Below are 23,318 nucleotides of genomic sequence, written 5' to 3'. Positions count from 1 at the left end.
TAAATTTTGCTTTTTCATACTGAATATCATCCCTTTTCTAGATTGATAATATCAGCATGTCCAAGATTTATAGATTAGTTTCAAGCTAGCTGGAATTTCTGCACCAGAACCCCATTTCTCCTATGCACCTCTTCTTTTCTTTTTCTTATTTTCCTTTGATAAAATCTTATAAAGCTGTTTTCTTTCTTCTGACGTCAGGTAGACGTCCTTACTCCGAAGTAGATAAATAGCTATCTCCTGTGTCATTTACTGATCCCCTCTTTAATGTGACGTCTTGGTTTATCCTATTTAACACAGGTTGTCCATTATGCAAAAAAGTTTTTGCATATGCGAATAGTTTTTTGCTTTTTGGACGAAAATGGATAAAAAACATATTGGAGGAAAAGTGTTATGTGGGGTTTAGGTATAGGAAAACATGCAACGAAATTAGCAAAATTTATTGCTAAATACGGCTATTCTATTCAAGAATTTTCGAAGATTAGCAAGGTTAACCGGAATACACTAGGAAAATTGTGTAGTGATAAGGACTATATTCCATCATCAAACACGATGCAAAAGATTATTAGAACTGTCCGTAAGCATGAACCTAACCTAACCGCCAGGTGACAGATTTTTGGCAGATGTAAAAAATCCTTTTTTTTACATATCAATCTATGTTTGGTGCATTATAATAGCTATTTCTTGCTAGACCCCTAATATGTATGACCGTGCCCCTCTTTTATTGGAAGAAGGTCTTTTTTGTTCAATGTAAACTAACACATAAAAGTATATATTCCATTTGGCTGATTTCACTGGTTTGTAGAAAGATGAATATACAACAGACAAAAAAGAGCTGCATTCCTGCAACCCACCGACGATCTAATCCGAAAACTTCCTAGCATAAAGCTCTCCTTCATGCCCCCTAAGCACGTCATTCAATGCGTTCAAGTGTTCTTGATCCCGTTCTATGAGGTAAGAATAACTTTCCAAAATCACAATACCTTCCCGATCCGTTCTGTTCCTGAATTCCTCATATCCTTTTCGATTGTTCCTTAATTGTCTCTCGAATAAATGTTTCGCAGCGTACAGTGATTCAATGTGTCTTTGAGTGATTTTAAATTCCATTTCTAGTACCCTTTCCTCAATCTGTTTTTACCTATTTTACCACTTTTTTACACAAAATCAGAATTATTAGAAAATTTATAATTTTTAGTATTTACAAGATTCGACTTCAGGTGTATGATAATCACAAGTAAAACATACACATTAAAAAGAAGGTGAATCCAGTGGAGTAGAGCAAGGCGAAGTGTACAGGATGTACATGGGACGAAGCCAATCTAACTAGAGAAAAGGTGGTTCCATTGAAATAGGGAAAGGCGAATGTATAAGTCATGTACAGGGTATACATCCCAAAATCTATAAGAAAGCAGGTGAGTCCAGTGCGATAGAGTAAGGCGAAATGTACAGAGATGTGCATGGGGGATTACCAAAATCCATGTAGAGAAAGGTGATTCCAGTGAAGTAAGCAAGGCGAAGGTTTACTTACATAAGCCGGGTACAAACCTAGACATGAGTTATAAAAAATCTCAAGTCAAGGAGTGATTAGCCTAACACAGGCAAACAGTGAAAGGAATTCAAACAAAATGAATGAAGAAATAGTGTAAGCGACCTTATCGTTCCTATATGGATAGACGAGGTCGCTTACTGTTGTTTTATGTTATCCTTCTATCCTCCTAACCTCTTGAAAAGTGCCGCCGAAGTTATTTTCTTCCAAACCTACCTAACATGTCTAATCAATGTTCCAAAATAAAAAGAGAAGGTAATACCCTTCCCTTTCATTCCAATTATTTTTTTCTTACATTAGTAGCTTGAGGTCCACGATTGCCTTGCTCAACATCAAATGTAACTTCTTGACCTTCCTCTAATGACTTGTACCCTTCACCTTGAATAGCTGAGAAGTGAACGAATACGTCTTCTCCACCTTCACGCTCGATAAATCCAAAACCTTTTTCGCTGTTAAACCATTTTACTTTACCGTTTTCCATGAAAAAAATCCTCCTACAATGTACCTTTATGTACATATCCATTTTCGACCATTTTACAAGTAATAAAAAGATATAAAAAACTGCAACCTCTGAGAGTTTTAACCTTGCTCCCCCCTGAAGTTACAGCTTATTTAAATCTCTATGATATGAACAGTAAAATGGTTTAAATTAACTATAGCACTCTACCAACAGAAAAGCAAAAATCATTCTGTTATAACGTTTTATCCATTGTTTCCATACATACAAATTCATTAAATATCAAAAAATCGGTTATTCCAACTGTCTTTATTGTTTACATAACGAGCGTTAGGGGAAGTTAAAAAATGATTTTCACAACAGAACCATTTACAGATTTATAACCATTTCTTAATGATTTCACTGTTTAACTCATTGTATAAAGTTTATATGATTATAAAGTGAAAGGTTTACCAATGAAAATGTTGATATTCGTGTGTTCTTGAGTATTTAAATGTAAGAAGGAATCTTTATTTCTATTTGTAGATCCAGAATACCTAGTGTATTTTGAGGATTCGAAGGGGGAATAAAAGATGAAAATTGGCTCTGTCGTTAGATTTGAAAAAGAAGACTATACTATTTTATGGTTATACTTTTATTTGGATAGATACAAGATAAATATAGAAAGGATTGTGAGGAGATGACATTGTTAAGAAGGATTGTTTTTTTGAAAGATCTAAAGGATAAGCTACTTGAAAAAACAAAAGACTCTTCTACTCCCTATTCTGATATTATGAAAATTCATAAACACCTCCGCAAAATTGATTTAGAATTAAAAAAACATAGCATAGATAAAAAATAATAATATGAACAGTAATGGGTTTTAGTATAAAAAAATCAATAAGAATATAAGATTATTCCTTTGTCTTGAAATAGACCTTATTTATGCCTTCCTCTTCCCCCACTTTTTTACTTTGCCACCGAACTGAACTCACGAGTGACTTGCCTTGCCTTTCTTATTTTTGAGATTTTCTCATTTATGATATCAATTTGAGCATCAAATTCTGTTCGTTTTAACTTACGTTCTTGTAAGGACGGTCGAATCCATATATAGATAAGAGAAAAGATATATAACAAAGCACAAGTAATAAAGATAATAGCCATAACTGTAGTGTCTGTATCTAGATAATAATGCTCCATGTTTTCTTCTCCCGATCTGATGATGTTAATTCAAAATATTCTTCAAGAAGCCGCTGGAATTTATTTTGGTGAGATGTTGTATAAAGAAATGCAGTATCGACTTGTATTTTCATATAAAGCAGTAATAAAACACGGAATCAGCTTGCAATCAACATCATTCGAAACTAGGCTCCCCACCTAGACTATTTCAACCAGATAAGAACAAACTCTTCCCCTTGAAAGGCTGCTGTTTATAGTAAACACTCCCCGATCATCTCAACTTAAAAAATAGGAAAATGTATAAAAAGTGTTTATGTTATAAAAAATGTAAATAAAGAGGTTTTCCTATTTTGAGTTTGAGTACATATAAAGGGGAAATTAAATGAATAGTGAGAAACCGCAACGATCATGCAACATTATGAATGTAATATTGCGTATTTTTTCCGTGTTATATTTTGTTCTAGGAATCCTATTCTTAGCATATTTACATTGGGATACATACTGGTATGGTTTAAAACATATACTATTTGGATTGTTTGTTTGGAATCAAGATAAAGTGTGGTCTTTAGTTGAGCAAGAGGGGTATCAAAAGAAATAATGAACTATTCAATAGTTATAAAAATAAATATAAGGCATAACATGATATAGATTCAAGGTCTGATAACCGTTGCAGCCAAAAAAGACACTGTATAATCAGTGTCTTTTTTGTATATTCTATTCATTCATGTCAGGCTAACATAACCCCCGATGTCGGAAGTACTTAGGTTTAAAAGCTATATCAATGAGAAATCAAAATATTTATATTATGTTGCATTAGATTCCAATCTGATCTTTTTATCCTTCCTTAGCTTTCTTTTTGAAACGGTTACGAATCAAGGTAACAATTAGCATTAGTAATGGGATAATAAGATGAAAATAAGCGGCAATGTAACGATCAAAATATATACCTTCCTCTATGTGTTCTGAAAAATTTGGGGCCAAAACCATTGACCCAAAGATAAGAATACAACCAACGGGCAAAATAATCTGTTGATAATTTTTTAACTTGAACAAATCCACGATTCCAATTAGGGTACAATAGAAAAATATGGATACCTTGAAAAATACTGTAATCAACAAAGTGAAAACAACAATAATATCCAAACGTTGGATAAACTCTAAAAGGTTGACCGTTCGGATAGTTGATAACAAAGGAAAAGTAGATCTCTCTACTTTTTCGACACCAAGAACGGCGATATCTAAACTAGCTGTCCAACTTAAGGCCAGACCGCTTGAAATCAAGGCAGACAACCATACTTTTTTCAATAATCCAGGACAATTTAAATAAGGAAGTAGTGTTATAAAGGCAACCATTTGACCAAAAGGAAAATTGCTAGTCTCCAGAAGGGTCGTCGTTAAGATTGGTTTCCATCCATATTCAAGAAAAGGCTGCAAATTATGAAGAACAATTCCACCCGAAACAAAGACAAGAAAATTTCCTATGAAGCCCAGAAAAAGCAGAACGACAATGAAGACTTCTGCTGTTCTCACTAATACTTCAATCCCTAGATAAAGTACATAACAAATGGCAAGAACGAACAAGATAATGAGAGCCAATAACGGTGTTTCGGTCATGGTCGATGAAAGCAGCAACTCCCCGAAACTACGAACATTATGGATAGTAGTATACAAAAAGTAGAGAATGTATAACAGACCAATGATCCACCCCAAGTATTTACCAAATACTTTTTTAGCATATCCGGTAAGTGATAAATTTGGATATTGACGAATTAAAAAATAATAAATGAAAAATAAGATCATTCCCTCGCACATTCCCATAAGAATAGCAAGCCAGGCGTCCCTTTTAGCAGTTATTCCATATGGTATGACCAATGCAGTCCCCATCTCAAACATAAACATCAGGACAAATAGCTGAATGGCACTAATTTTAGATTTCTCCATCGTCAGAGGTTCTTCCCTTCTTAATGCTTGATTCGCACGTCAGTCCTTCTAGTCCATTTTATCCTGCTTTCTTATCCCTAATACTTTTCAGGATTGAGACATGTATACCTCATACACATCCAATTAATATAATCCCACATTATCGGAATTCAATGTATCTAGAGGTCTATAAAAAATCCCTCCAACTAAGTTGCTTCGGAGGGTATTTGTGTTCACATCATCATGCTTATCAGTAAAGAAAGTACTTCGTCTTGTGCATAATATTGGGTTAATTACCTCACTATAACAATTAAGACGGGATTTGCGATATGATCTATGAAATAGTTCTGAATTATTCTTTGGAGCAACCATAGAGATACCAAGAGGAGAATGTATCGGCTTCATTATGTATATCACACGTCTTAACAGCTTTGAGAAATCATGTGTTTCAAAATGGTTATTCAGAAAAGCCTAATGAAAATAGAGGTATGTAGCAATGAATCGGTATTTTTGTTATTTGATACTCGTAAACATGATGGCAAGTGTTGTTGCATCCGTTCCTCAACTTTTATTAAAAGATAGAACAAAGGGAGCAATTGTTTCCATAATTCTTGCTCTCATTCTAGGATCTATAGTTACGTATATAATAGCTCATTTTTTTAACAAATTCCCTGGCAAAGGATTGCCTGAGCTACTACAAGAGTACACTCCGAAATGGATTGCAGTCCCATTTCTTATGTACCTTACAGTTGGATGGTTTTCAACAGGACTAATTCCCGCATTATCGGAATTCACTGTATCTAGGATTATACAAAAAATACTCTCCTGCTAAGCGATCTGGAGAGTATTCGTGTTCACATAATCAAGTGTTATCGGGAGTGAACCTCTATCTATTATTTCTTTTCAATGGTGATGTGCATGATCTCCTTCTTGATTTGGAGAACTTTCTTTGAGGGAATTTAATTCTTCTTCAGAAACTTGTCCTACAACAAATTGTTTGCGGGGCATAACCATTGAGCCTTGATTACCCGCATGGACTTTTATTACATAGAGCCCCTCTTGATTAAAAACTTTACTCAAACTATACGTACCATTCCCATCATCTTTAGCTGGTTCCATACCATATTGAACGGAACCGTCTTTTTTCCATATTTCAAAATGTACAAAATCGGCATGTTTTATCGTTTTCCCATCTTGAGTCAGAACAGCTTTTATCATTTCCGGCTTATTAGGTGAAACCTGTTCAGGCAAAATAATATTAACTTCAAGAGGTGCTTCTGTTTTATACAGTTTTTCTACATCTTTGTTTAATGAACAACCACCTAAAAATAAACTAAGCAAAAGGAGTATGGAGAATTGAACAGTATGTTTCACAGCATTTACCACCCTTTTTAACACATTATGCATTTAAGAATTTTTTCACTAAAGGGATACGCTGAATCAATACCCAGTCCAATATCCACACCACAACAAGTGACAAGCCAACCAAAGGGAATATGATTCCTAATCCCACCATTAAAATCAATAACACCTTCATCTTCTTTATACTAGGAGCTTTGGGAGCGCCCATTGCTTTTTGAGGTTTACGTTTCCACCATAGATAAAAACCGCTTATTACAACAAAAATAATTCCTATACAAATTAGAAGACTTACTAACTGGTTAATAAATCCGAATTGTGTTCCTTTATGCAAAGTAATTCCCCAAGCCACTATTTTCCCTATTACACCATAGTTGTTATAGCGGTAATCGGCTAAAACAGCTCCTGAATATTGATCAATATGCATGGTTGCCTCATCCTGTGCTTTTGCTGGAAAAACAGACAGGGTATAGACACCCTCTGCTTGATTTGGAATAAAAACAGTATAACCTGGATGAATTCTCTCACGTTTTGCTATTTCAACTACATCATCAAGTGAGATAGGAATAAGACCTTGGATTTTTGAAACAGGTACAGCTAAATTTTCAGCTGCCCAAGGAACTTCTGCTATATCTTTTGTTTGTATTGTAGAAGATGGAGCACTTCCAGACCAAATAGAAGGTGGATAGCCAAGCCCTGAATTGGTAGCGACTGCTTGAAAATTACTCCCCCAAAAACCAGACCAAGGTAAACCCGTCATAACCAAAAATAACATTCCTGCTGTTAACCAAAAAGCCGGTACGGCATGTAAATCTCTCCTTAGAATCTTTTTCCCTTGATTTAGTCTAGGAAAAATAACACCGAACACCTTTTGTTGCTTTTTTGGCCACCATAAAAACAGACCAGTCACAATTAATACAACTGTCCAGCAAGCTGCCAGCTCTACAATTCGATCACCGATCGTACCAGACACGAGCTCACCATGAATTTCTTCAATTTTATCCATAATACGAGCGTCATCTTTCAACTCCCCTATCACTTTTCCTGTGTATGGATCCACAAAAATAGTGAGAGACTCACCCTTTAAAGAAATTCCAAACTCACTAGAACGCGAAGGACTGTCTCCTGGGCGATATTTTGTGATTTGTGCATCTGGATACTTTTTCACTACTTCCGCAAGTTGTTGTGAGGCTGTAATCGTATGTTCTTGTACCTTAACATTGTAATAATCTTTATATAGTACTTGTTCAATCTGAGGTTTAAATAAATAGATAGAGCCAGTAATTGCTAGAATAAAAAGAAATGGAGCAAAAATAATTCCTGCATAAAAGTGCCATCTCCAAACAGTCTGGTACAAAGATAACGATGTTTTTGACCTCACCTCACTTTTATTGCTTTCAACTTTCACAGATTGCATGTATGACTCCCCCTCTTTTCCGTTTCCGAATATGTATTATAACGGGTATTCGTGATGAAAGTATGAAGTTTACGGTTTTCATGCTTTAGTTAGGGAGCCTGCTGGCAAAATGTATGCTAAAAAGAAAATATCCCCGTTTGGGACTACCGTTGACATATCATTCGAAATTGAGAGTGAAACTGGTAGTATAGTGGCTTACATTTTTCACTTTTTCTTCATAGTTTTCACACAATTTCATTATAAATTTAAGAAAGGTTTAGTTCTTATACATTGTACAAAAACTAAAGATAGGACTATGTAGGGGGGAATGATGATTTAACTTATACTGTTGTCGCTAAACTATAAAGTTAAAGGAGTAATAATCATGAAATCAATCTTTAAGAAACCTCTACAATTTACATTATCAATTTTAGCAATTGTTACGTTCTGTACAGGAATTGCAAGCGCACATGTTACTGTAAAGCCAAGTACTTCTGCAACAGGAGCATGGGAAACATACACAATGAAAGTACCAGTTGAAAAGGATGTTCCCACAACCAAGGTTTCTTTGAAAATTCCTTCAGGTGTAGAGCTTGAGCAATACCAACCTGTACCAGGGTGGACATTTAGTGAAGAAAAGGATACATCAGGAAAAGTAACATCTGTTACATGGACAGCGACTGGCGAGGGAATTCTTTCTGGACAATTTCAACAGTTCACATTTGTTGCAAAAAACCCGAAAGATACTGGGAAAATCAATTGGGACGCGTATCAATACTATAAAGATGGTTCTATTGTAGAGTGGACAGGCAACGAAGGGGAAGACACTCCACATTCTATCACAGAAATCATGGCAACACCTGCCGCAGATGAGCATGATGCAGATCATACAGATCAAACAGCAACAACAGAAAAGAAAGATGCTGAAGCCGAGTCTGTCGCAGCTTCAACAGGGATACAGCAAACACCACTAATCTTGTCTATTCTGTCGGCTGTATTATCATTAGCTGCATTGCTTGTTGCACTACGTAAAAAGAGATAATAATGAAAAGGTCTGGCTTATAGTCAGACCTTTTTCATTTAGCTGAATGAGAAAAAAATGCCCTCCAAGTCATTTAACTGAAGGGCATTGCTTGTTTACATAATTTTCGATATAGGAAGTCGATCTGTTTAGAAATCTATGAAGTCTTTTCAATTTTGTTGTTGTTTTAACACCCAGTAAGAGATAGAAGCAAAAGAACCAACAGCGAAACCAAAAGAAACCGTACATTGTTATAACTTTACTTCATGCTTCCTCTTTTTCAATCTCAAGATGAGCAAAAGTAGCAGTGGTTGTAAACCAAATAAAAAAAATGCAACATTGCCCATTATACCCCCGAGTTTAAATACTTCATTGATGTTTTTGGGAATCATGGCAATGATGTAAATAATCGGAAGTAAGCCATACATAAATGGATGAATGTTTTTTTGAAAGAGTTGCGTGAGTCCAAAAGAAGCAGCATAGTGACCAAAGGTAAAACAAGTAAACATTTGCATAATCCATATCGCGAATAACAAAGACTCAAATCGTTCAAATAGCAGACCAGGCATTTCAAAACTTCGTATAAGCTCAAGTGTCGGCCAGGTTCGCGTTATCACTCCATCGATGGATAACGCGCCAATAACCATCACGACAGTAATCACGTAAAAGATCAGTGGGATGGACATTCCAACTAGAACAACTTTTACTGCTTTGTTTGGCTGTTTCATAAATGCTATTATAATTAACATGCTTTCAAAACCTGTATAGGAGAGAGCGGTTGTTTTGATTCCTTTTAATACTGGTATGATCCCCAACCCCAATACCGGACGCAAATTATCCACCTCAAATATTTTGAAACTCATAAAGGTAATCACCAAAAAAATGCCGACCGTAATAGGGAGGATTATTTCAAACAGACGAGCAATCGGATTTATACCGCCTGTAATCAAATAGAGACTCGTCCACATGAATGGCATCAAAACGGCCCAGGATGGAGTGTCTTCCAACAAAAAGAAATCTGTTACTTCTGCTAATGAACGGGCATGAAACCCACACATTATTAAAAAGTAACATACAACTAGCAGACTTAGTAACCCGCCCACCCATTTCCCTACAATTTCTTGGCTGTATTGATAAAAGGTTTTTCCTGGGAACTGTTGGCTTAATTTGACTAGGATAATCCCTGCCATCATCGCGATCAGCCCACCTAAAATCACAGCTAGCCAGCTATCTGGTGTTTGAACCATCTCTGTAGATGTTCGTGGCAAGGTCAGAATCCCCGTTCCAAGTACATAATTTATGACGATAACAGCTGCTTGAGGTGTCGTAATACGGTCTTTGGGGCTAGTAATCATCGCAGGTCACTTCCTTATTTACAATTTAGGATTACTACTTCCAGAAGATTCATTATGTCTCATTTTTCCACGCTTTCTCTTATAAATGGTGTAATTTTACATTTCCAAAAAAGAGAAAAATTTATGCATACTTCATACATGTCAGGTTAACATAACCCATCATTATCCGAAGTAGCCATGCCCAGGGCATCCGCGCCAACACTGGGTTTCTCGCAATCTCTGAAATTATCAAGTATGCAGGATTTTATGCAATGCCCTAGTGGTGCGGCTTTTGACCTCCCGATCTTTTGACAAGTCTCCCTACTTTTTGCATAAAATCTTGCATACATATTTGTTACAATTGCTAGTATAAGCGAATGTACTAACCATGTTATATTAACTATGCTGTGACGATCTACTTATAGGTTATATTTAGTCCTATGCCCCGTCTGGATATAACCAAAAAACCGTGCTTACCATAAGCACGGTTTTTTTAGTTTTTGCACCAGAACCGTACCTCCTACATCTTAAAACAATTATTCTATTTGACGAGATTGTTACCGCAAATTAATATGGAAATATAAGGTATCATAGAACCAATTATATCCATTTCGGAGAGGGGCAGATCAAATTTGAGAAAGTTTACTTGGTTGACGCTTGTGCTTACCGTCGTCCTAATCATTGCGGGATGCGGTGGCAAAGTGAAGAACGAAAATACCGGTTCCGGCGGAGACACAGCTCAAAGCGCCGGTAATGCGAGCCAAAAGCAATATAAGATTGCCATTTCCCAAATTGTCGAGCATCCGTCACTTGACGCAACGCGGGAAGGCTTCCTGGCGGCACTGAAAGACGCCGACATTGAGGAAGGCAACAATTTGACGGTCGATTACAACAACGCGCAGGGGGATCCCACCAACAACCTGTCCATCGCCCAAAAAGTTGCGAATGAGAAAAACGATCTAGTACTGGCCATCGCCACTCCGTCTGCATTAGCCGTTGCACAGCAGGTGAAGGATACGCCGGTGTTGTTCGCTGCAGTAACGGATCCGGTCGGCGCGAAAATCATCAACAACCTCGATAAGCCGGGCGGTAATATTTCCGGCGCTTCGGACACGAACCCGGAAGCAACGACTAAGCTGGTTAATTTCATTGCAGAGAACTTCCCGAAAATCAAAACCGTCGGGCTCGTCATCAACGAAGGAGAGTCCAATGCGGTCGTCATGGCCGACAGGGCGGAAAAAGATTTTGCCGCGCACGGGATCAAGCTTATTAGAGCGCCAATCACCAACACGTCGGAGGTCAAACAGGCAGCTCAATCACTGGTTGACCGCGTGGACGCCTTCTACTTGACGCTTGATAATAAGGTTGTCAGCGGCGTCGATTCGATCATCCAACTGTCGAAAGACAATAAAATTCCTCTTTTCTCCAGTGATCGCGAAACAGTTGAAAGGGGCGCTTTGGCAACGGTGGGTTTCAAATATTATGATCATGGTTACCAGGTCGGCCAAATGGCTGTGGATATTCTGAAGAACGGCAAAAAGCCCGGCGACATGGAAGTCACGGTGCCTAATAAACTGGACCTCATAATCAATTTGAAAGCTGCAAAGGACTTGGGCATCGAGGTTACAGATAAGATGAAGAATGCGGTTGCGGACCAAGCGCAAAACCTGATCCAGTAGAAACACAGGGGGGTGGACGTCCATTCGTTCACTCCTTTTTTCTTTAAGATTTGAGCTATTTTCAAGAATGGGAGGTATAGCAAGAATGCTCAATTCATTATATGGGGCGGTTGAACTCGGCTTACTGTACGCTTTGATGTCGCTGGGCGTTTACATTACGTTTCGCATTCTGGATTTTCCAGACCTGACCGTCGACGGCAGTTTCGTTACAGGCGGAGGCATTGCCGCCATTATGATTACACAAGGCTACTCCCCGTTTCTTGCGGGTCTGGCCGCATTTGGCGGAGGGGCGGCGGCCGGCGCGTGCACGGGTCTTCTTCATACAAAAGGAAAGATAAACGGGCTGCTCTCGGGGATCCTCATGATGATCGCCCTTTATTCCATTAATATGCGAATAATGGGTACTCCAAACATTTCACTGCTTGGTACCGATATTCCGTTTTTCTCGATTTCGCAGGCCGGAACCCGGATCTTACTGATCGCGATTGGTGTGATCCTGATCAAATTGCTACTTGACGCATTTCTACATACCGATCTCGGACTCGCGCTTCGGGCTACAGGCGATAATGCACGAATGATCCGGAGCTTCGGGGCCAACACCGATAACACCATTATTCTGGGGATCAGCCTATCGAATGGCCTTGTCGCGCTATCGGGGGCACTAATTACTCAACAGTCCGGTTTTGCGGACATTTCCATGGGGCTCGGAATGATCGTTATCGGCCTTGCTTCGGTCATTATCGGAGAAGCCATTTTTGGGACGCGAAACGTCTTCTTTTCCACTTTAGCCGCCGTGCTGGGTTCTATCGTATACCGAATCATCGTTGCGCTAGCACTTCGCATAGAATGGCTCAACACGTCCGATTTGAAGCTGATCACCGCGTTGATCGTCATTGTCGCGCTTGTTCTTCCTTCCGCGCAGCGCTCTTGGAGGCTGCGAAATGTTTCCAAGAAACGTACAGCCGAGCTTGCCGGGCCGGCATCGCAGCAATCAGTGGGAGGTGAGCGTTGATGCTTCAATTATCTCAAGTATCCAAGCTTTTTTTTCCTGGAACCGCGGACGAGAAGATTGCGCTGATGGGCATCGACCTGACGCTGAATGCAGGTGATTTCGTGACGGTCATCGGCAGCAACGGGGCCGGAAAATCGACGTTGATGAACGTTATTTCCGGAGTTATGATGCCGGACGCGGGGCAGGTGCGAATCGAAGGAAGCGTCATCCACCACCTGCCCGAATACCGCCGTAGCCGCTGGATCGGGCGCGTATTCCAGGATCCGATGGCAGGGACCGCTCCGCATATGACCATCGAGGAAAATCTTGCAATGGCTTATGCTCGCGGTAAATCGCGCGGTCTTCAGTTCGGCGTGACATCGAAAAAACGGGTATTTTTTCAGCAGCAGTTAAAAAGACTGGGCATTGGGCTGGAGAATCGGCTGCGGGCGAAAGTCGGTCAATTATCCGGTGGCGAACGCCAGGCGCTCAGTTTATTAATGGCGACGTTCACGGAACCGCAAATTCTGCTGCTTGACGAGCATACGGCCGCTCTTGACCCTGCAAGGGCGGAACTGATCACGCGTCTTACCGATAGCATCGTACGCGAAATGAAGCTGACGACCCTGATGGTCACCCATAATATGGAACAAGCCATCCGTCTCGGTAACCGGCTAATCATGATGGATAAAGGGCAGATCATTCTCGATGTAAACGAACAGCGAAAAAAAGAACTGACTGTCGAACTGCTGCTGCGCGAATTCGAACAAATCAGCGGCCACAAATTGGCCGACGACAGGATTGTATTCGGGGGCCTGAATTGACTTTAAGAGATAAATTGCACACTTTTTAAACGCTAAATTGCACATGGAATTGATTAAAGTGCATTGAACTATTAAATTTCTACTATTATATAGTTTAAGAACTCGCAGATTTCTATTCTAGCAGCGAGGATACAAACGAATACTGGAGTAAACAGTTCTATAGTTTGATATTGGAAATCTATGTTGCTTTAAAATGATTTTTCTAAGCATTCCAGCATTCCTTCGGGAGTGCTTTTTAGTTTGTAATATATTTTATGTTATGTGGAAGGGAATCCCTTTATATTGCTTAATAAAACACGGTGTTTTAAAGGGAATCCCCTCTACTTATCGAATAACCACTAAGGAACGATGTGAAGAGTGGTCAAAGAGCGATTCGTGTTATTCTAAAGAGTGAGGTGATAGCGTGGAAGAATACGAATATATCTTTCTTAATAAAGAGATGAGCGAGCGGCTAGGTATCGGTGTAAGCACCCTTCGCAAGTGGGCTGCCGCGCTAGAGAAAAGCGGGTACGGCTGGGAGAAGCATGAGGACGGTACCCGCTACTTTACCCGCTACGATGAAGAAACACTTATTCTATTTAAAACATTAGTCCAGGAACAGAAGTTTAATCTAGAGCAAACTTCAAAGGTAATAATATAGGCAGGTATTCTTGTAAAACTAAATTTTTTAAAGAACAATTTCTCTTTACTAATACACGTTAACTAGATATCCGATAACGGTGAAAGTGGAGATTGAACGAACCAATTAAGTATGGGAAACGATCAATTCACAATCCCCATCAATGGCAAATTCTCCGAATCCCGCTGGAATGATAAGGTGCATTCCTTTTTTCAAGGAATAAGGTATCTCATTTTGAACAAGTGTTCCTTCACCCTTAATAACACTTAAAAGCAAGTATTTATCATTCCATGAAAAGATAGACTTACCTTGAATATCCCATTTATAGACTGAGAAAAACTCTGATTCTACAAAAATTGTTTGGGTCACATTTTCTCTTTGCTCAACAATCTCACAATCCTGGTGTGGAACGCTTGTGACATCCATTGCCTTTTCGATGTGGAGTTCACGTAAATTCCCCTCTGCATCTCTACGGTCGTAATCGTATACCCGGTAGGTTATATCGGAGCTTTGCTGCGTTTCCAACACAAGAGTTCCTTCACATAAAGCGTGAATCGTCCCGCTCGGTACATAGAAAAAGTCACCCGGTTTAATTTTCACATGACGGAGCAGATTATTCCATTTCCTTTCCTTTATCAACTCCACTAACTCCTCTTTCGTCCTGGCATTATGACCGAGAATTATGTCAGCATCTTCCTTACAGTCGATGATAAACCAGCATTCTGCCTTCCCTAATTCTCCATTTTCGTGGATCATCGCATAAGCATCATCCGGATGAACTTGAACAGATAAATCCATGTTGGCATCTAAAATTTTTGTCAACAGTGGGAAAATTTCTTCTTTTGGACTTCCAAAAAGCTCAGGATACTCCCTCCAAAGCTTATCTAATGTAAAGCCGGCAAACGACCCATTTTCAATTATTGAGGATCCATTTGGGTGGGCGGATATGGCCCAGCATTCCCCTGTTTGCTTTGTTGGAATCTCATATCCGAATTCTTTATGTAAAGCTGTTCCACCCCAAATCCGTTCTTTAAACACAGGCTTTAAAAATAACGGTTGCAAAACCCCACCCCCAGACTATCTTTGTTAGCTTTCTAAAATTGCATGACGAGCAAGCAAAAGAGAACCAGTAATCCCTGCAGCATTTCCTAGCCCGGGACTCACAATATACTCCGTAAGCTCTGGCAAGGAAACATAATCGTTCATGAAATTCTGTAAATACTTATAGATAGAGGGGAAAATTTGTTTCTGATTCATCACTCCACCACCAAGAATAATCCTTTTCGGTGATAGGATTAAGATGTATTGCATGAGTGCTTGAGCAAGATAGTATCCTTCTAAATCCCATACTCCCATGCGTTCTACTAAGTTGATCCCCTTATCGTTCCAGCGTTCTTCGATTGCTGGACCCGCTGCCAAACCTTCTAAGCAATCGGAATGATAAGGACATCTTCCTTGATAATCATCCTGTGGATGGCGTTTTACGAGAATATGGCCCATTTCAGGATGTGACCATCCTTGCAGCAGTTTCTCCTGGATAACCGCACCTGCTCCAATTCCTGTTCCAATCGTAATATATAAACAGCTATCCAGCCCCTTGGCGGCACCGTAAGTCACCTCAGCCAATGCCGCGGCATTAACATCAGTATTAAAACCAATAGGAACAGGAAAAGCCTCCTTCAACGCTTGTACAAATGGGAAATTCCTCCACGCCATTTTTGGGGTTGATGTAATATACCCGTAGGTGGAACTTTCTCGATTAACATCAATGGGTCCGAACGAACCTACTCCAATGGCATCAAGATCATATTCTTTAAAAAAAGCAATAACCTTTGCCATGGTTTCACTGGGTATCGTTGTAGGAATTTGGATCCATTCAGAGAGATTTCCCTTTTCATCTCCAACGGCACAGACAAATTTTGTTCCTCCTGCTTCGATTGCACCTAGCATTCTTAATTCCTCCAAGTGTAAGAAAATGAGTTAAAAGTAGTAAACCTCTAAAATCAATGGTTATAGTGAGGAAGCAAAAAGAATCCACTTTCAAATGATGTGGATTCTTTGAGATTATGCGAATAGTTTTTCTGCTTCATCAAATCCTATATTGATAGAGCCTATATACCTATTGGTATATACCACCAACTGGGACAGGTTCTACCTGTTTGCGTAAGGCCTTTTCATATAGTTTTGCTTTTCCTACGGAGTTAAAGAGGTTCATTTTTTGGTTAATCACTTTACGTGCTTCCATAATACAATCGGGATAAATAACATTTGGATCCCAATATTCAGTTGTGCTTAGAATTTCACGAGCCTTTGTAAAATAAGCATATTTCATATCACTAGAAATATTGATTTTACTTACCCCTAGTTTCACAGACTGAGCAATTTCACTATCCGGGTTAGAAGAACCTCCATGAAGCACTAATGGGATGCTTACAATCTTATTAATTTCTTCTAAAATATCCATTTGTAATTGCGGCTTGATATTCTTTGGATAAATCCCATGAGCGGTACCAATCGCAACCGCTAACGTATCCACCCCTGTCCGTTCCACAAAATCTTTTGCTTCAGCAGGGTTAGTATAGATAACCTCGGTTACTCCGCCTTCAATGGAATTGCCCGTGCTCCCAATTGTACCTAATTCTCCTTCTATCGATACCCCCACTGCATGGGCAATTTCAGCGGCTTTCTTCGTCAATGCCACATTTTCTTCATATGGGAGCAACGAACCGTCAATCATGACGGATGTAAAACCACATCGAATAGCTCTTAAGATCTCTTCAATGGAGCCACCATGGTCGAGATGAATAACAAATGGTACAGGACTTTCATATACACGGTGCTTCACATAAGAAAAGAATTCGTCAGTTAAAAACTCTAATTCAGATGGATGGATTGCAATTATAGCTGGTGAATTGGAGTTTTCCGCCTCTTCAACAACTGCTCTTAAAAATGAACTATCAGCGACGTTAAAGGCCCCAACTGCGAATTTATTTTCTTTTGCTACTTCCAATAATTGTTTCATATTTATTAACATAATCTACACACTTCTTTCTTTGTTTTTTTATAGAGATTTACCAGTTGATTTTGAAAGATTAATATAATACTTGACTGCTTCTTTACCTGCGTCTATGGTACTGTGTATCAAATCAAAGTAATTAATTGTTGGATCTCTGTCTAGCTGATACCTAATACTATCAACCTGTGCTTTCATAAAATCGGAACCCACATTAATTTTATTAATTCCTAATTCAATAGACTTTCGAATATTCTCTTCACCGCATCCGGATCCTCCGTGCAGTACCAGTGGAATATTTGTTTCCTGTTTTATTTTTTCCACAATATCAAAGCGAAATTTGGGTACGAATCCTTCTGGATAATCTCCGTGGCTTGAACCGTATGAAATAGCTAAGGCATCTACATCTGTTTTTTTAACAAAGTCAATGGCAAGTTCAGGATCCGTATACATACTATCGCTTGTCATAATATTACTTACAGCTCCAATATTGCCAACCTCCGCCTCTACACTTGCATTGTATGTTTGAGCGAATTCAACCATATTTCGTGTGATTTCAACATTTTGATCAATTGGGTAAGCAGCGGCATCCATCATGACACTTGAGAAACCATCCTGTAAACACCTTTTAACAAAACTAACATCCTGGCCATGATCAAGATTAATAGCAACTTCAACGCTTGATTCATTTGCCATTTGAATAATAGGATCTGTTAATAAATGACTTCCAAAATGCTCCTTTAAATGATCTTGATATAAGCTGATAATAATCGGTGCTCGTAACTCTTGTGCGGCTTGAATGACAGCATGAACCGTCTCAAGATTAAAACAGTTAATGGCCATCACCGCATATTTTCCTTCATTGGCTCGTTCCAGCATTCCTTTCATCGAAACATACATTTTGCATCCCCTACCTAATCTTTTTGATTATGAAATATTTATACTAGATAAATCGATTTCTTCTTCTTCCTCATCCATTGAATAACCATCTTTTTCACTTTCAATCGGCTCTTTTTTCCATAAAAATAGCATGATACCTGTAATAGCTGATCCAATAAATAAAGCTAAAGTGAATAACAATGGATGATTCATGGCTGGGACAATAAACATTCCGCCTGATGGAACCGGTGAACCAACTCCCCACATCATCGAGAAGCCTCCGCCAACAGCAGCTCCTAATGTACAAGAAGTAACGACACGGAGTAAGTCAACGGCTGCAATTGGGATGACACCTTCCGTAATCATGCAGATACCCATTGGAAAGGCAATTTTAATATTATCTTCTTCTTTTTTCGTATATCTCTTCTTCCGAAAGGCTTTTGACAAAACCCAAGATATCGTGACACCAAACGGAGGAACCATGGAAGCCAAAATTTTAACTGCTTCTGGTCCATAAACTTTTTGCAGTAATAGACCATCTGCAAATAATGAAGCTACTTTGTTTACAGGTCCGCCGAAGTCAAAAGCAGCCATGCCGCCTAAAATGGCCCCAAAGACGAATTTCATAGACCCTTGCATGTTTGTTAAGAAAGCGGTTAAACCCTCAGTTGCCCAAACAATAGGGCGACCTAGGACGAAAAACATTAACAAGCCTACTACCACACTAGAAATTAACGGAATGATCATCATAGGCATTAAACCTTCTGCCCACTTTGGAACCTTTAAATGATTTTTAAGAAAGGCAACAAAATATCCTACGATAAAACCACCTAGCATTCCGCCCAAAAACCCTGCACCAATCGCATTAGCAATTAAACCCATTAATAGACCCGGCGCAATACCTGGACGATCTGCAATGGAGTAGGCAATCGCTCCAGCAATGACCGGCGCCAATAATCCCATTCCAAGCACACCTAGGGAGACGAGCGCGGACGGAATAGAGAAGCTTTCTTTATAATTTCCAATAACTGTACCGCCTGTTAGATTTCCGATGGCAATCAACAGTCCTGATGCAACAACTAGAGGTAACATATATGAAATAGCAGTTAATGCATGCTTTTTAATTTGCAGCTTCTTCAACATATTAGCTCCTCCTTATTTGTTACCGCTTAATTCCATTTCAATTTTTTTATATAATTGTTTCGGTCCCTTAATAGCAATATGTGTTGGGATTTCAACGATTCTTTTTCCTTTAAAACGTTCCTTTCCGCTCACCTTAATATCTGCAGCAATAATAACTAAATCTGCGGCTTCAATTTCTTGCTTCGTTAGTTCATTCTCTATTCCAATAGTTCCTTGTGTTTCAATACGTACCTTATGACCTAATTCTTGCCCTGCCTTGATTAATTTCTCTTTTGCAATATAAGTATGAGCAATACCCGCCGTACAAGCTGAAATTCCAACAATATTCATAACTATTTCCTCCTACTCATTATTTTTTGACAATAGATGAATAACTTCTTGCTTGGTTTCGACCCTTTGAAGGCTCTGAAGAACTTCGTCATCCGCTAATAAAGTGGCCACCTTTTGCAGCAGCTTAATATGGACTGTAGTTGCATCAGAAGTTTTCACAGCAAATAAGAAAATAATTTGGATTGGATTACCGTCTAAGGATTCCCACTCCACAGGATGTTTCGTTCGGCCAATGGCCAAGGATGTTTTGATGACACTCTCTGATTTTCCATGTGGAATAGCTATTCCTTTTTCAAGCCCTGTCACCCCTTGTTGCTCACGATATAACACATCCTTAATGAAACCTTCTTCACTATCTACACAATGATTTAAATATAATAAATGTGTTAATTCCTCAATGACTTCCATTTTCGTCGTAGCCTGCAACTTTAAATCAATTAAATCCTCTGTGATCACTTTTGAAATGTCTAATTCTTCTAACTTTGTATCCAATTTCAAGTCCCCTTTCAAATTATTTTTGCTTTTTGTTTCTTATAGTAATGACCAATAAACTGATCAATTTTCATCTTATCTTCATCATTTAAAATGGGACTGACCAAAATAGTAGGCTTATCTATGATGCTATGGGTTTTCACTGTTGAAATTACAAGTTCTACATCATCATAGTCGCATTTTTTGAGTCGATGCTGAGCAACGATTCTTTTGATTTCAATGTTTGGGAACGTTTTTTTAATCTTTTCACTCAACAAATGGGAAGTTCCTATACCGCTCGTGCACTCAATCAAAATAGGAATCTTGTTTGAAAGTCGATCTTCAATTGAAATTTGAAAATACAACGTGACATATCCAATTTCTTCATCTGATAAATTTTTTACAAATTTCCCATCTTTATTTACCTGGTTAATACATTGTTCAACCATGTGAAAAGTATCGCGAAAATTCGTTTTAATAGACTCTAAAATGGGATTCACGATATAAATATCATGGTTCAAGCGATATACCATGGAGTGAAGATGATGGGTCAACTGGTCCTTTAATAATTCTTCTTCTTCCAGGTTATGGCCAATTTTTTCGGATACTTTTCTTACCAGGCGTTTTGAAAGTAGTTTCACTTTCTCGCTCATGAGGTCTTCTGTATCTTGATTCAGCAGAAATCTAGAAGTCAGTTTGTAAGCTTTTAAAATATAGTACAGCTTATTAAATTCATAATCTTCCAATTTAAATGAATAAAATAACTCCACTTTTTTTACCAAATCAACTGTAATGAGATAGGCTTTCGATTGTTTATCCAAAGATTCAAATGATTCTTCCCTATATAGGTTTTTTGAATAATTAATGTGTTTCTCAATAATCGAAAGAAGAGTGCAAAATAAAGTTAAATAGAATGGCTGATCTAAAAGGATTTCATGTTCCTCCTGTATTTCATGAAGAAACTTTTTGATTTCATACAGCCGATTGTAGTTATTTCTTACTTCTTCAATAAATTTTGGTATGTGATATTGGCTAAATGGATCTCCTGATTGTTTCAAAAAACTTTCTATGATAACGGACATTAATCTATTTATTGAAAGCTGATGCCCATCAATAAAAGTCCCGTTATTCACCCTTAGTAGTCTAAGGTTATATGGTCTTATTTTTGTATCAATATACTTAAAATCATTAATGATAGAACTTTGGCTTACAAAATATCTTTCTGATAGCTTTTGGAGGGATGTCTTCATCGGTGCAATAGAAAGAAGATACAGCAGTAAATTAATACGCCTTTCTTTAGAACTGCTGAAAATAACCTGTTCCTCTTTCTCAACGTCCTCATTTGGTGTAAGTAAGTATCCTAGGTTTTCTTTCTTCGTGAGGGTGTAGTTTTTCAAATGATACTCTGATATTTTTTGTACGTCCCGATAAATCGTTTTCGTAGAAACAAACAATTGAGCAGACAAATCAGAAGCCGTGACATAATCACTTTTATTCTGCAATATTTTAAGAATCTTATGTTGGCGTTCATTCAACTCATATGCCATTCTCACTTATCACCTCTTTTCTATGTCTTAATCATAAAACAATGAAAACGCATACACAATTACAATTTCCATCATTTTTCTATGTCCTTATTAAAGTGAGTAACACCTATTTTTCTTAATTAATGCCGTAAACATAGGCTTATTCGTAAGAATAAACAATTCCAAAATGAGGTCGTGACGCATGCCTACTTAGCTTGTAAGGATAACAGAAGGAGCAGTTGAAATGGGAACACTCTACTGCCTTTTTGGTTCTGGTGCAAAGATAATTTATAAAAAAATAGGCTATTTTCATACTAGCAAAACATGCTCGTATGTTCTGTTTGTCCCCTTCTTCTGGTTCAGCTGAGATACGTGTAAAACTAGGTCATAGAGATACAATATTCATCAATATATAATTATTAAGGGTATTTGTAACAAAAACGAACGTTTTTGTTACGAGAATCCTCTTCAATTTTTTCAGCTAGTAATCTCGCATAAGTTATGTAACAAAAATACGTAACAATATTATTCGTAACAATAATCGTAGCCCCTGGTTACACGAACGCTGGTACTGGGCCTTGTAATGCTGTCTCTTAAGCTAATGTATCATTGTGCTCATACATTTTGAACAGGAATAACAGAATGCCCTTGTGCTTAGATTGCGTAGGGGCTTACTTTAGTATATTTATTTTTATATAACAGATGTTGATTTGTTATTTGTGTTATAATACAATAAGATCAATAAACGATATATAGGGGGTAATACTATGTTGGACTTAGAGTTTTATCATAATATACCTAAAAAAGAATGTCGTGAGTGCGGATGTGAAATTAAAGAGAAGCACGAGTCTTATTTATATGAATGTGAGCGTTGCATCGGAAAGCATGAGGAGTATTAGGATATAATGCCCTTACACTTAGTATGTAGGGGGGATTTTTCATAACAGAATCAGATAAACGCTGTCTTTAAAAGTACACTATTATGAATAAAAAATTTTCTTATAAGCTCCTATTGTGTTTATTAACTATGTTTATAGGGTACAATATTTATAGAAACTGAAAACTTCAATTATCTCCATTAACATAATAAGACATCATGAATAATATAAATGGATTACCCTGTTTGTGGCAAACAAAAAATGGTTCTTTCCAAGGTTAGTTGAAAAGAACCATTTTTTAATTGCCAAATACACCTATATTTCACGTATTAAAATCTACTTTGCGGTCTAGAGCAGCAACCCTGTGATTAAGCCAATTAGTGATGGATCGTTTTGTAGACAATTCTAATCGCTGGTATGTTCATGAGGATGAACTGCTTAACTTAGATAATGTTATTTCGGTTAAGATTCAGGCTAATGAAATACAGGAGATTGAAGAAAACGGTTTAGACGATTCAGACGATATAGTTTACTCTTAAGGTAGGTATTTTGAACATTCCTGTAGGAGTTCTTTTTATGTTGTAGATCCCAGGTAAAAAGAAAAGCTCTGCCGGTGTGATCGACGGCGGCTGAAATGCTTTGTATAACGTTTTAGCCGTTTTTATTTTGTCTAGACATAGAAAAAAGCATGTGCTAGTAAAACACATGCTCTTTCTTGCCCGATTTATTTATATTGTTCGCCTGGATCTATTCTAGCATTGATAGACGGATCTTTAG

22 protein-coding genes are annotated in these 23,318 nt (G+C 38.1%); 8 read left to right on the top strand and 14 right to left on the bottom strand.

All coding sequences use genetic code 11. The features are described 5' to 3' along the window. Positions 1-390 precede the first annotated feature (390 nt). Positions 391-606, top strand: coding sequence for a helix-turn-helix transcriptional regulator (locus tag AAHB12_RS28375; protein WP_342048506.1), 216 nt, complete (start codon positions 391-393; stop codon positions 604-606). 1,217 nt (positions 607-1,823) lie between these two features. On the opposite strand, the gene AAHB12_RS28370 is transcribed toward AAHB12_RS28375, so the two are convergent. From AAHB12_RS28370 to AAHB12_RS28360, 3 genes are all read right to left on the bottom strand, one after another. After that, entirely contained in the window at positions 1,824-2,024 is a 201-nt protein-coding gene (locus AAHB12_RS28370; protein ID WP_129731955.1) for a cold-shock protein, read from the bottom strand. Positions 2,025-2,948: 924 nt separating this feature from the next. Further along, complete coding sequence (locus tag AAHB12_RS28365; protein WP_342048505.1) at positions 2,949-3,179, bottom strand: hypothetical protein; 231 nt, start codon at positions 3,177-3,179, stop codon at positions 2,949-2,951. Positions 3,180-3,992: 813 nt separating this feature from the next. Further along, positions 3,993-5,099 carry a GerAB/ArcD/ProY family transporter gene (locus AAHB12_RS28360; RefSeq protein WP_342048504.1) on the bottom strand — a complete coding sequence of 369 codons (1,107 nt, stop codon included), beginning with the start codon at positions 5,097-5,099 and terminating at the stop codon, positions 3,993-3,995. Positions 5,100-5,574: 475 nt separating this feature from the next. Here AAHB12_RS28360 and AAHB12_RS31995 point away from each other — a divergent pair, with 475 nt between their 5' ends. Continuing rightward, positions 5,575-5,910, top strand: a complete 336-nt coding sequence (locus tag AAHB12_RS31995) for a GerAB/ArcD/ProY family transporter (protein ID WP_446715628.1) — start codon at positions 5,575-5,577, stop codon at positions 5,908-5,910. A 71-nt stretch (positions 5,911-5,981) separates the two neighbouring features. On the opposite strand, the gene AAHB12_RS28355 is transcribed toward AAHB12_RS31995, so the two are convergent. Then, positions 5,982-6,452: a FixH family protein gene (locus AAHB12_RS28355; protein WP_342048503.1), complete on the bottom strand. Its 471-nt coding sequence runs from the start codon at positions 6,450-6,452 to the stop codon at positions 5,982-5,984. Positions 6,453-6,477: 25 nt separating this feature from the next. Then, on the bottom strand, positions 6,478-7,854 hold the full coding sequence (locus AAHB12_RS28350) for a PepSY-associated TM helix domain-containing protein (RefSeq protein WP_342048502.1): 1,377 nt from the start codon (positions 7,852-7,854) through the stop codon (positions 6,478-6,480). A gap of 364 nt (positions 7,855-8,218) precedes the next feature. On the opposite strand from AAHB12_RS28350, the gene AAHB12_RS28345 reads away from it, so the two are divergent. After that, positions 8,219-8,875, top strand: coding sequence for a YcnI family copper-binding membrane protein (locus tag AAHB12_RS28345; protein ID WP_342048501.1), 657 nt, complete (start codon positions 8,219-8,221; stop codon positions 8,873-8,875). A gap of 230 nt (positions 8,876-9,105) precedes the next feature. On the opposite strand, the gene AAHB12_RS28340 is transcribed toward AAHB12_RS28345, so the two are convergent. Next, a complete protein-coding gene (locus tag AAHB12_RS28340) occupies positions 9,106-10,209 on the bottom strand; it encodes a spore germination protein (RefSeq protein ID WP_342048500.1) in 1,104 nt (367 codons plus the stop codon). Between the two features lie 611 nt (positions 10,210-10,820). Between AAHB12_RS28340 and AAHB12_RS28335 the strand changes: the two genes are divergently transcribed. The 4 genes from AAHB12_RS28335 to AAHB12_RS28320 all read left to right on the top strand — a co-directional run bounded on the left by AAHB12_RS28335 (position 10,821) and on the right by AAHB12_RS28320 (position 14,322). Then, positions 10,821-11,867, top strand: a complete 1,047-nt coding sequence (locus AAHB12_RS28335; protein WP_342048499.1) for an ABC transporter substrate-binding protein — start codon at positions 10,821-10,823, stop codon at positions 11,865-11,867. A gap of 85 nt (positions 11,868-11,952) precedes the next feature. Beyond that, positions 11,953-12,879: an ABC transporter permease gene (locus AAHB12_RS28330; protein ID WP_342048498.1), complete on the top strand. Its 927-nt coding sequence runs from the start codon at positions 11,953-11,955 to the stop codon at positions 12,877-12,879. Beyond that, positions 12,879-13,682, top strand: coding sequence for an ABC transporter ATP-binding protein (locus AAHB12_RS28325; RefSeq protein WP_342048508.1), 804 nt, complete (start codon positions 12,879-12,881; stop codon positions 13,680-13,682). Before AAHB12_RS28330 ends, AAHB12_RS28325 begins: the two co-directional genes overlap by 1 nt. Positions 13,683-14,085: 403 nt before the next feature. After that, positions 14,086-14,322, top strand: coding sequence for a MerR family transcriptional regulator (locus tag AAHB12_RS28320; protein ID WP_342048497.1), 237 nt, complete (start codon positions 14,086-14,088; stop codon positions 14,320-14,322). A 105-nt stretch (positions 14,323-14,427) separates the two neighbouring features. Here the strand turns inward: AAHB12_RS28320 and manA are convergent, their stop codons facing one another. The 8 genes from manA to AAHB12_RS28280 all read right to left on the bottom strand — a co-directional run bounded on the left by manA (position 14,428) and on the right by AAHB12_RS28280 (position 21,684). Next, a complete protein-coding gene (gene manA / locus AAHB12_RS28315) occupies positions 14,428-15,363 on the bottom strand; it encodes a mannose-6-phosphate isomerase, class I (RefSeq protein WP_342048496.1) in 936 nt (311 codons plus the stop codon). A 24-nt stretch (positions 15,364-15,387) separates the two neighbouring features. After that, complete coding sequence (locus AAHB12_RS28310) at positions 15,388-16,251, bottom strand: ROK family protein (protein ID WP_342048495.1); 864 nt, start codon at positions 16,249-16,251, stop codon at positions 15,388-15,390. 169 nt (positions 16,252-16,420) lie between these two features. Beyond that, the gene (locus AAHB12_RS28305) at positions 16,421-17,335 is read right to left on the bottom strand and encodes a ketose-bisphosphate aldolase (RefSeq protein WP_342048494.1); all 915 of its coding nucleotides are present in this window, start codon (positions 17,333-17,335) and stop codon (positions 16,421-16,423) included. Between the two features lie 27 nt (positions 17,336-17,362). Continuing rightward, entirely contained in the window at positions 17,363-18,214 is an 852-nt protein-coding gene (locus tag AAHB12_RS28300) for a class II fructose-bisphosphate aldolase (protein WP_342048493.1), read from the bottom strand. A 27-nt stretch (positions 18,215-18,241) separates the two neighbouring features. Continuing rightward, positions 18,242-19,333: a PTS fructose transporter subunit IIC gene (locus AAHB12_RS28295; RefSeq protein ID WP_342048507.1), complete on the bottom strand. Its 1,092-nt coding sequence runs from the start codon at positions 19,331-19,333 to the stop codon at positions 18,242-18,244. A gap of 15 nt (positions 19,334-19,348) precedes the next feature. Then, positions 19,349-19,666 carry a PTS fructose transporter subunit IIB gene (locus AAHB12_RS28290; RefSeq protein ID WP_342048492.1) on the bottom strand — a complete coding sequence of 106 codons (318 nt, stop codon included), beginning with the start codon at positions 19,664-19,666 and terminating at the stop codon, positions 19,349-19,351. A 12-nt stretch (positions 19,667-19,678) separates the two neighbouring features. Further along, positions 19,679-20,158, bottom strand: coding sequence for a PTS sugar transporter subunit IIA (locus tag AAHB12_RS28285; RefSeq protein ID WP_342048491.1), 480 nt, complete (start codon positions 20,156-20,158; stop codon positions 19,679-19,681). Positions 20,159-20,172: 14 nt separating this feature from the next. Then, positions 20,173-21,684 (bottom strand): BglG family transcription antiterminator, encoded by a 1,512-nt coding sequence (locus tag AAHB12_RS28280; protein WP_342048490.1) that lies wholly within the window; start codon positions 21,682-21,684, stop codon positions 20,173-20,175. Positions 21,685-22,430: 746 nt separating this feature from the next. Here AAHB12_RS28280 and yhfH point away from each other — a divergent pair. Further along, positions 22,431-22,562, top strand: a complete 132-nt coding sequence (yhfH, locus tag AAHB12_RS28275) for a protein YhfH (protein ID WP_342048489.1) — start codon at positions 22,431-22,433, stop codon at positions 22,560-22,562. The last annotated feature ends 756 nt before the right edge of the window (positions 22,563-23,318 follow it).

Source organism: Bacillus sp. OTU530 (genome assembly GCF_038440375.1).
Note: the sequence above shows the minus strand (reverse complement) of the source record. Positions and strands in the feature narration are given on the sequence as shown.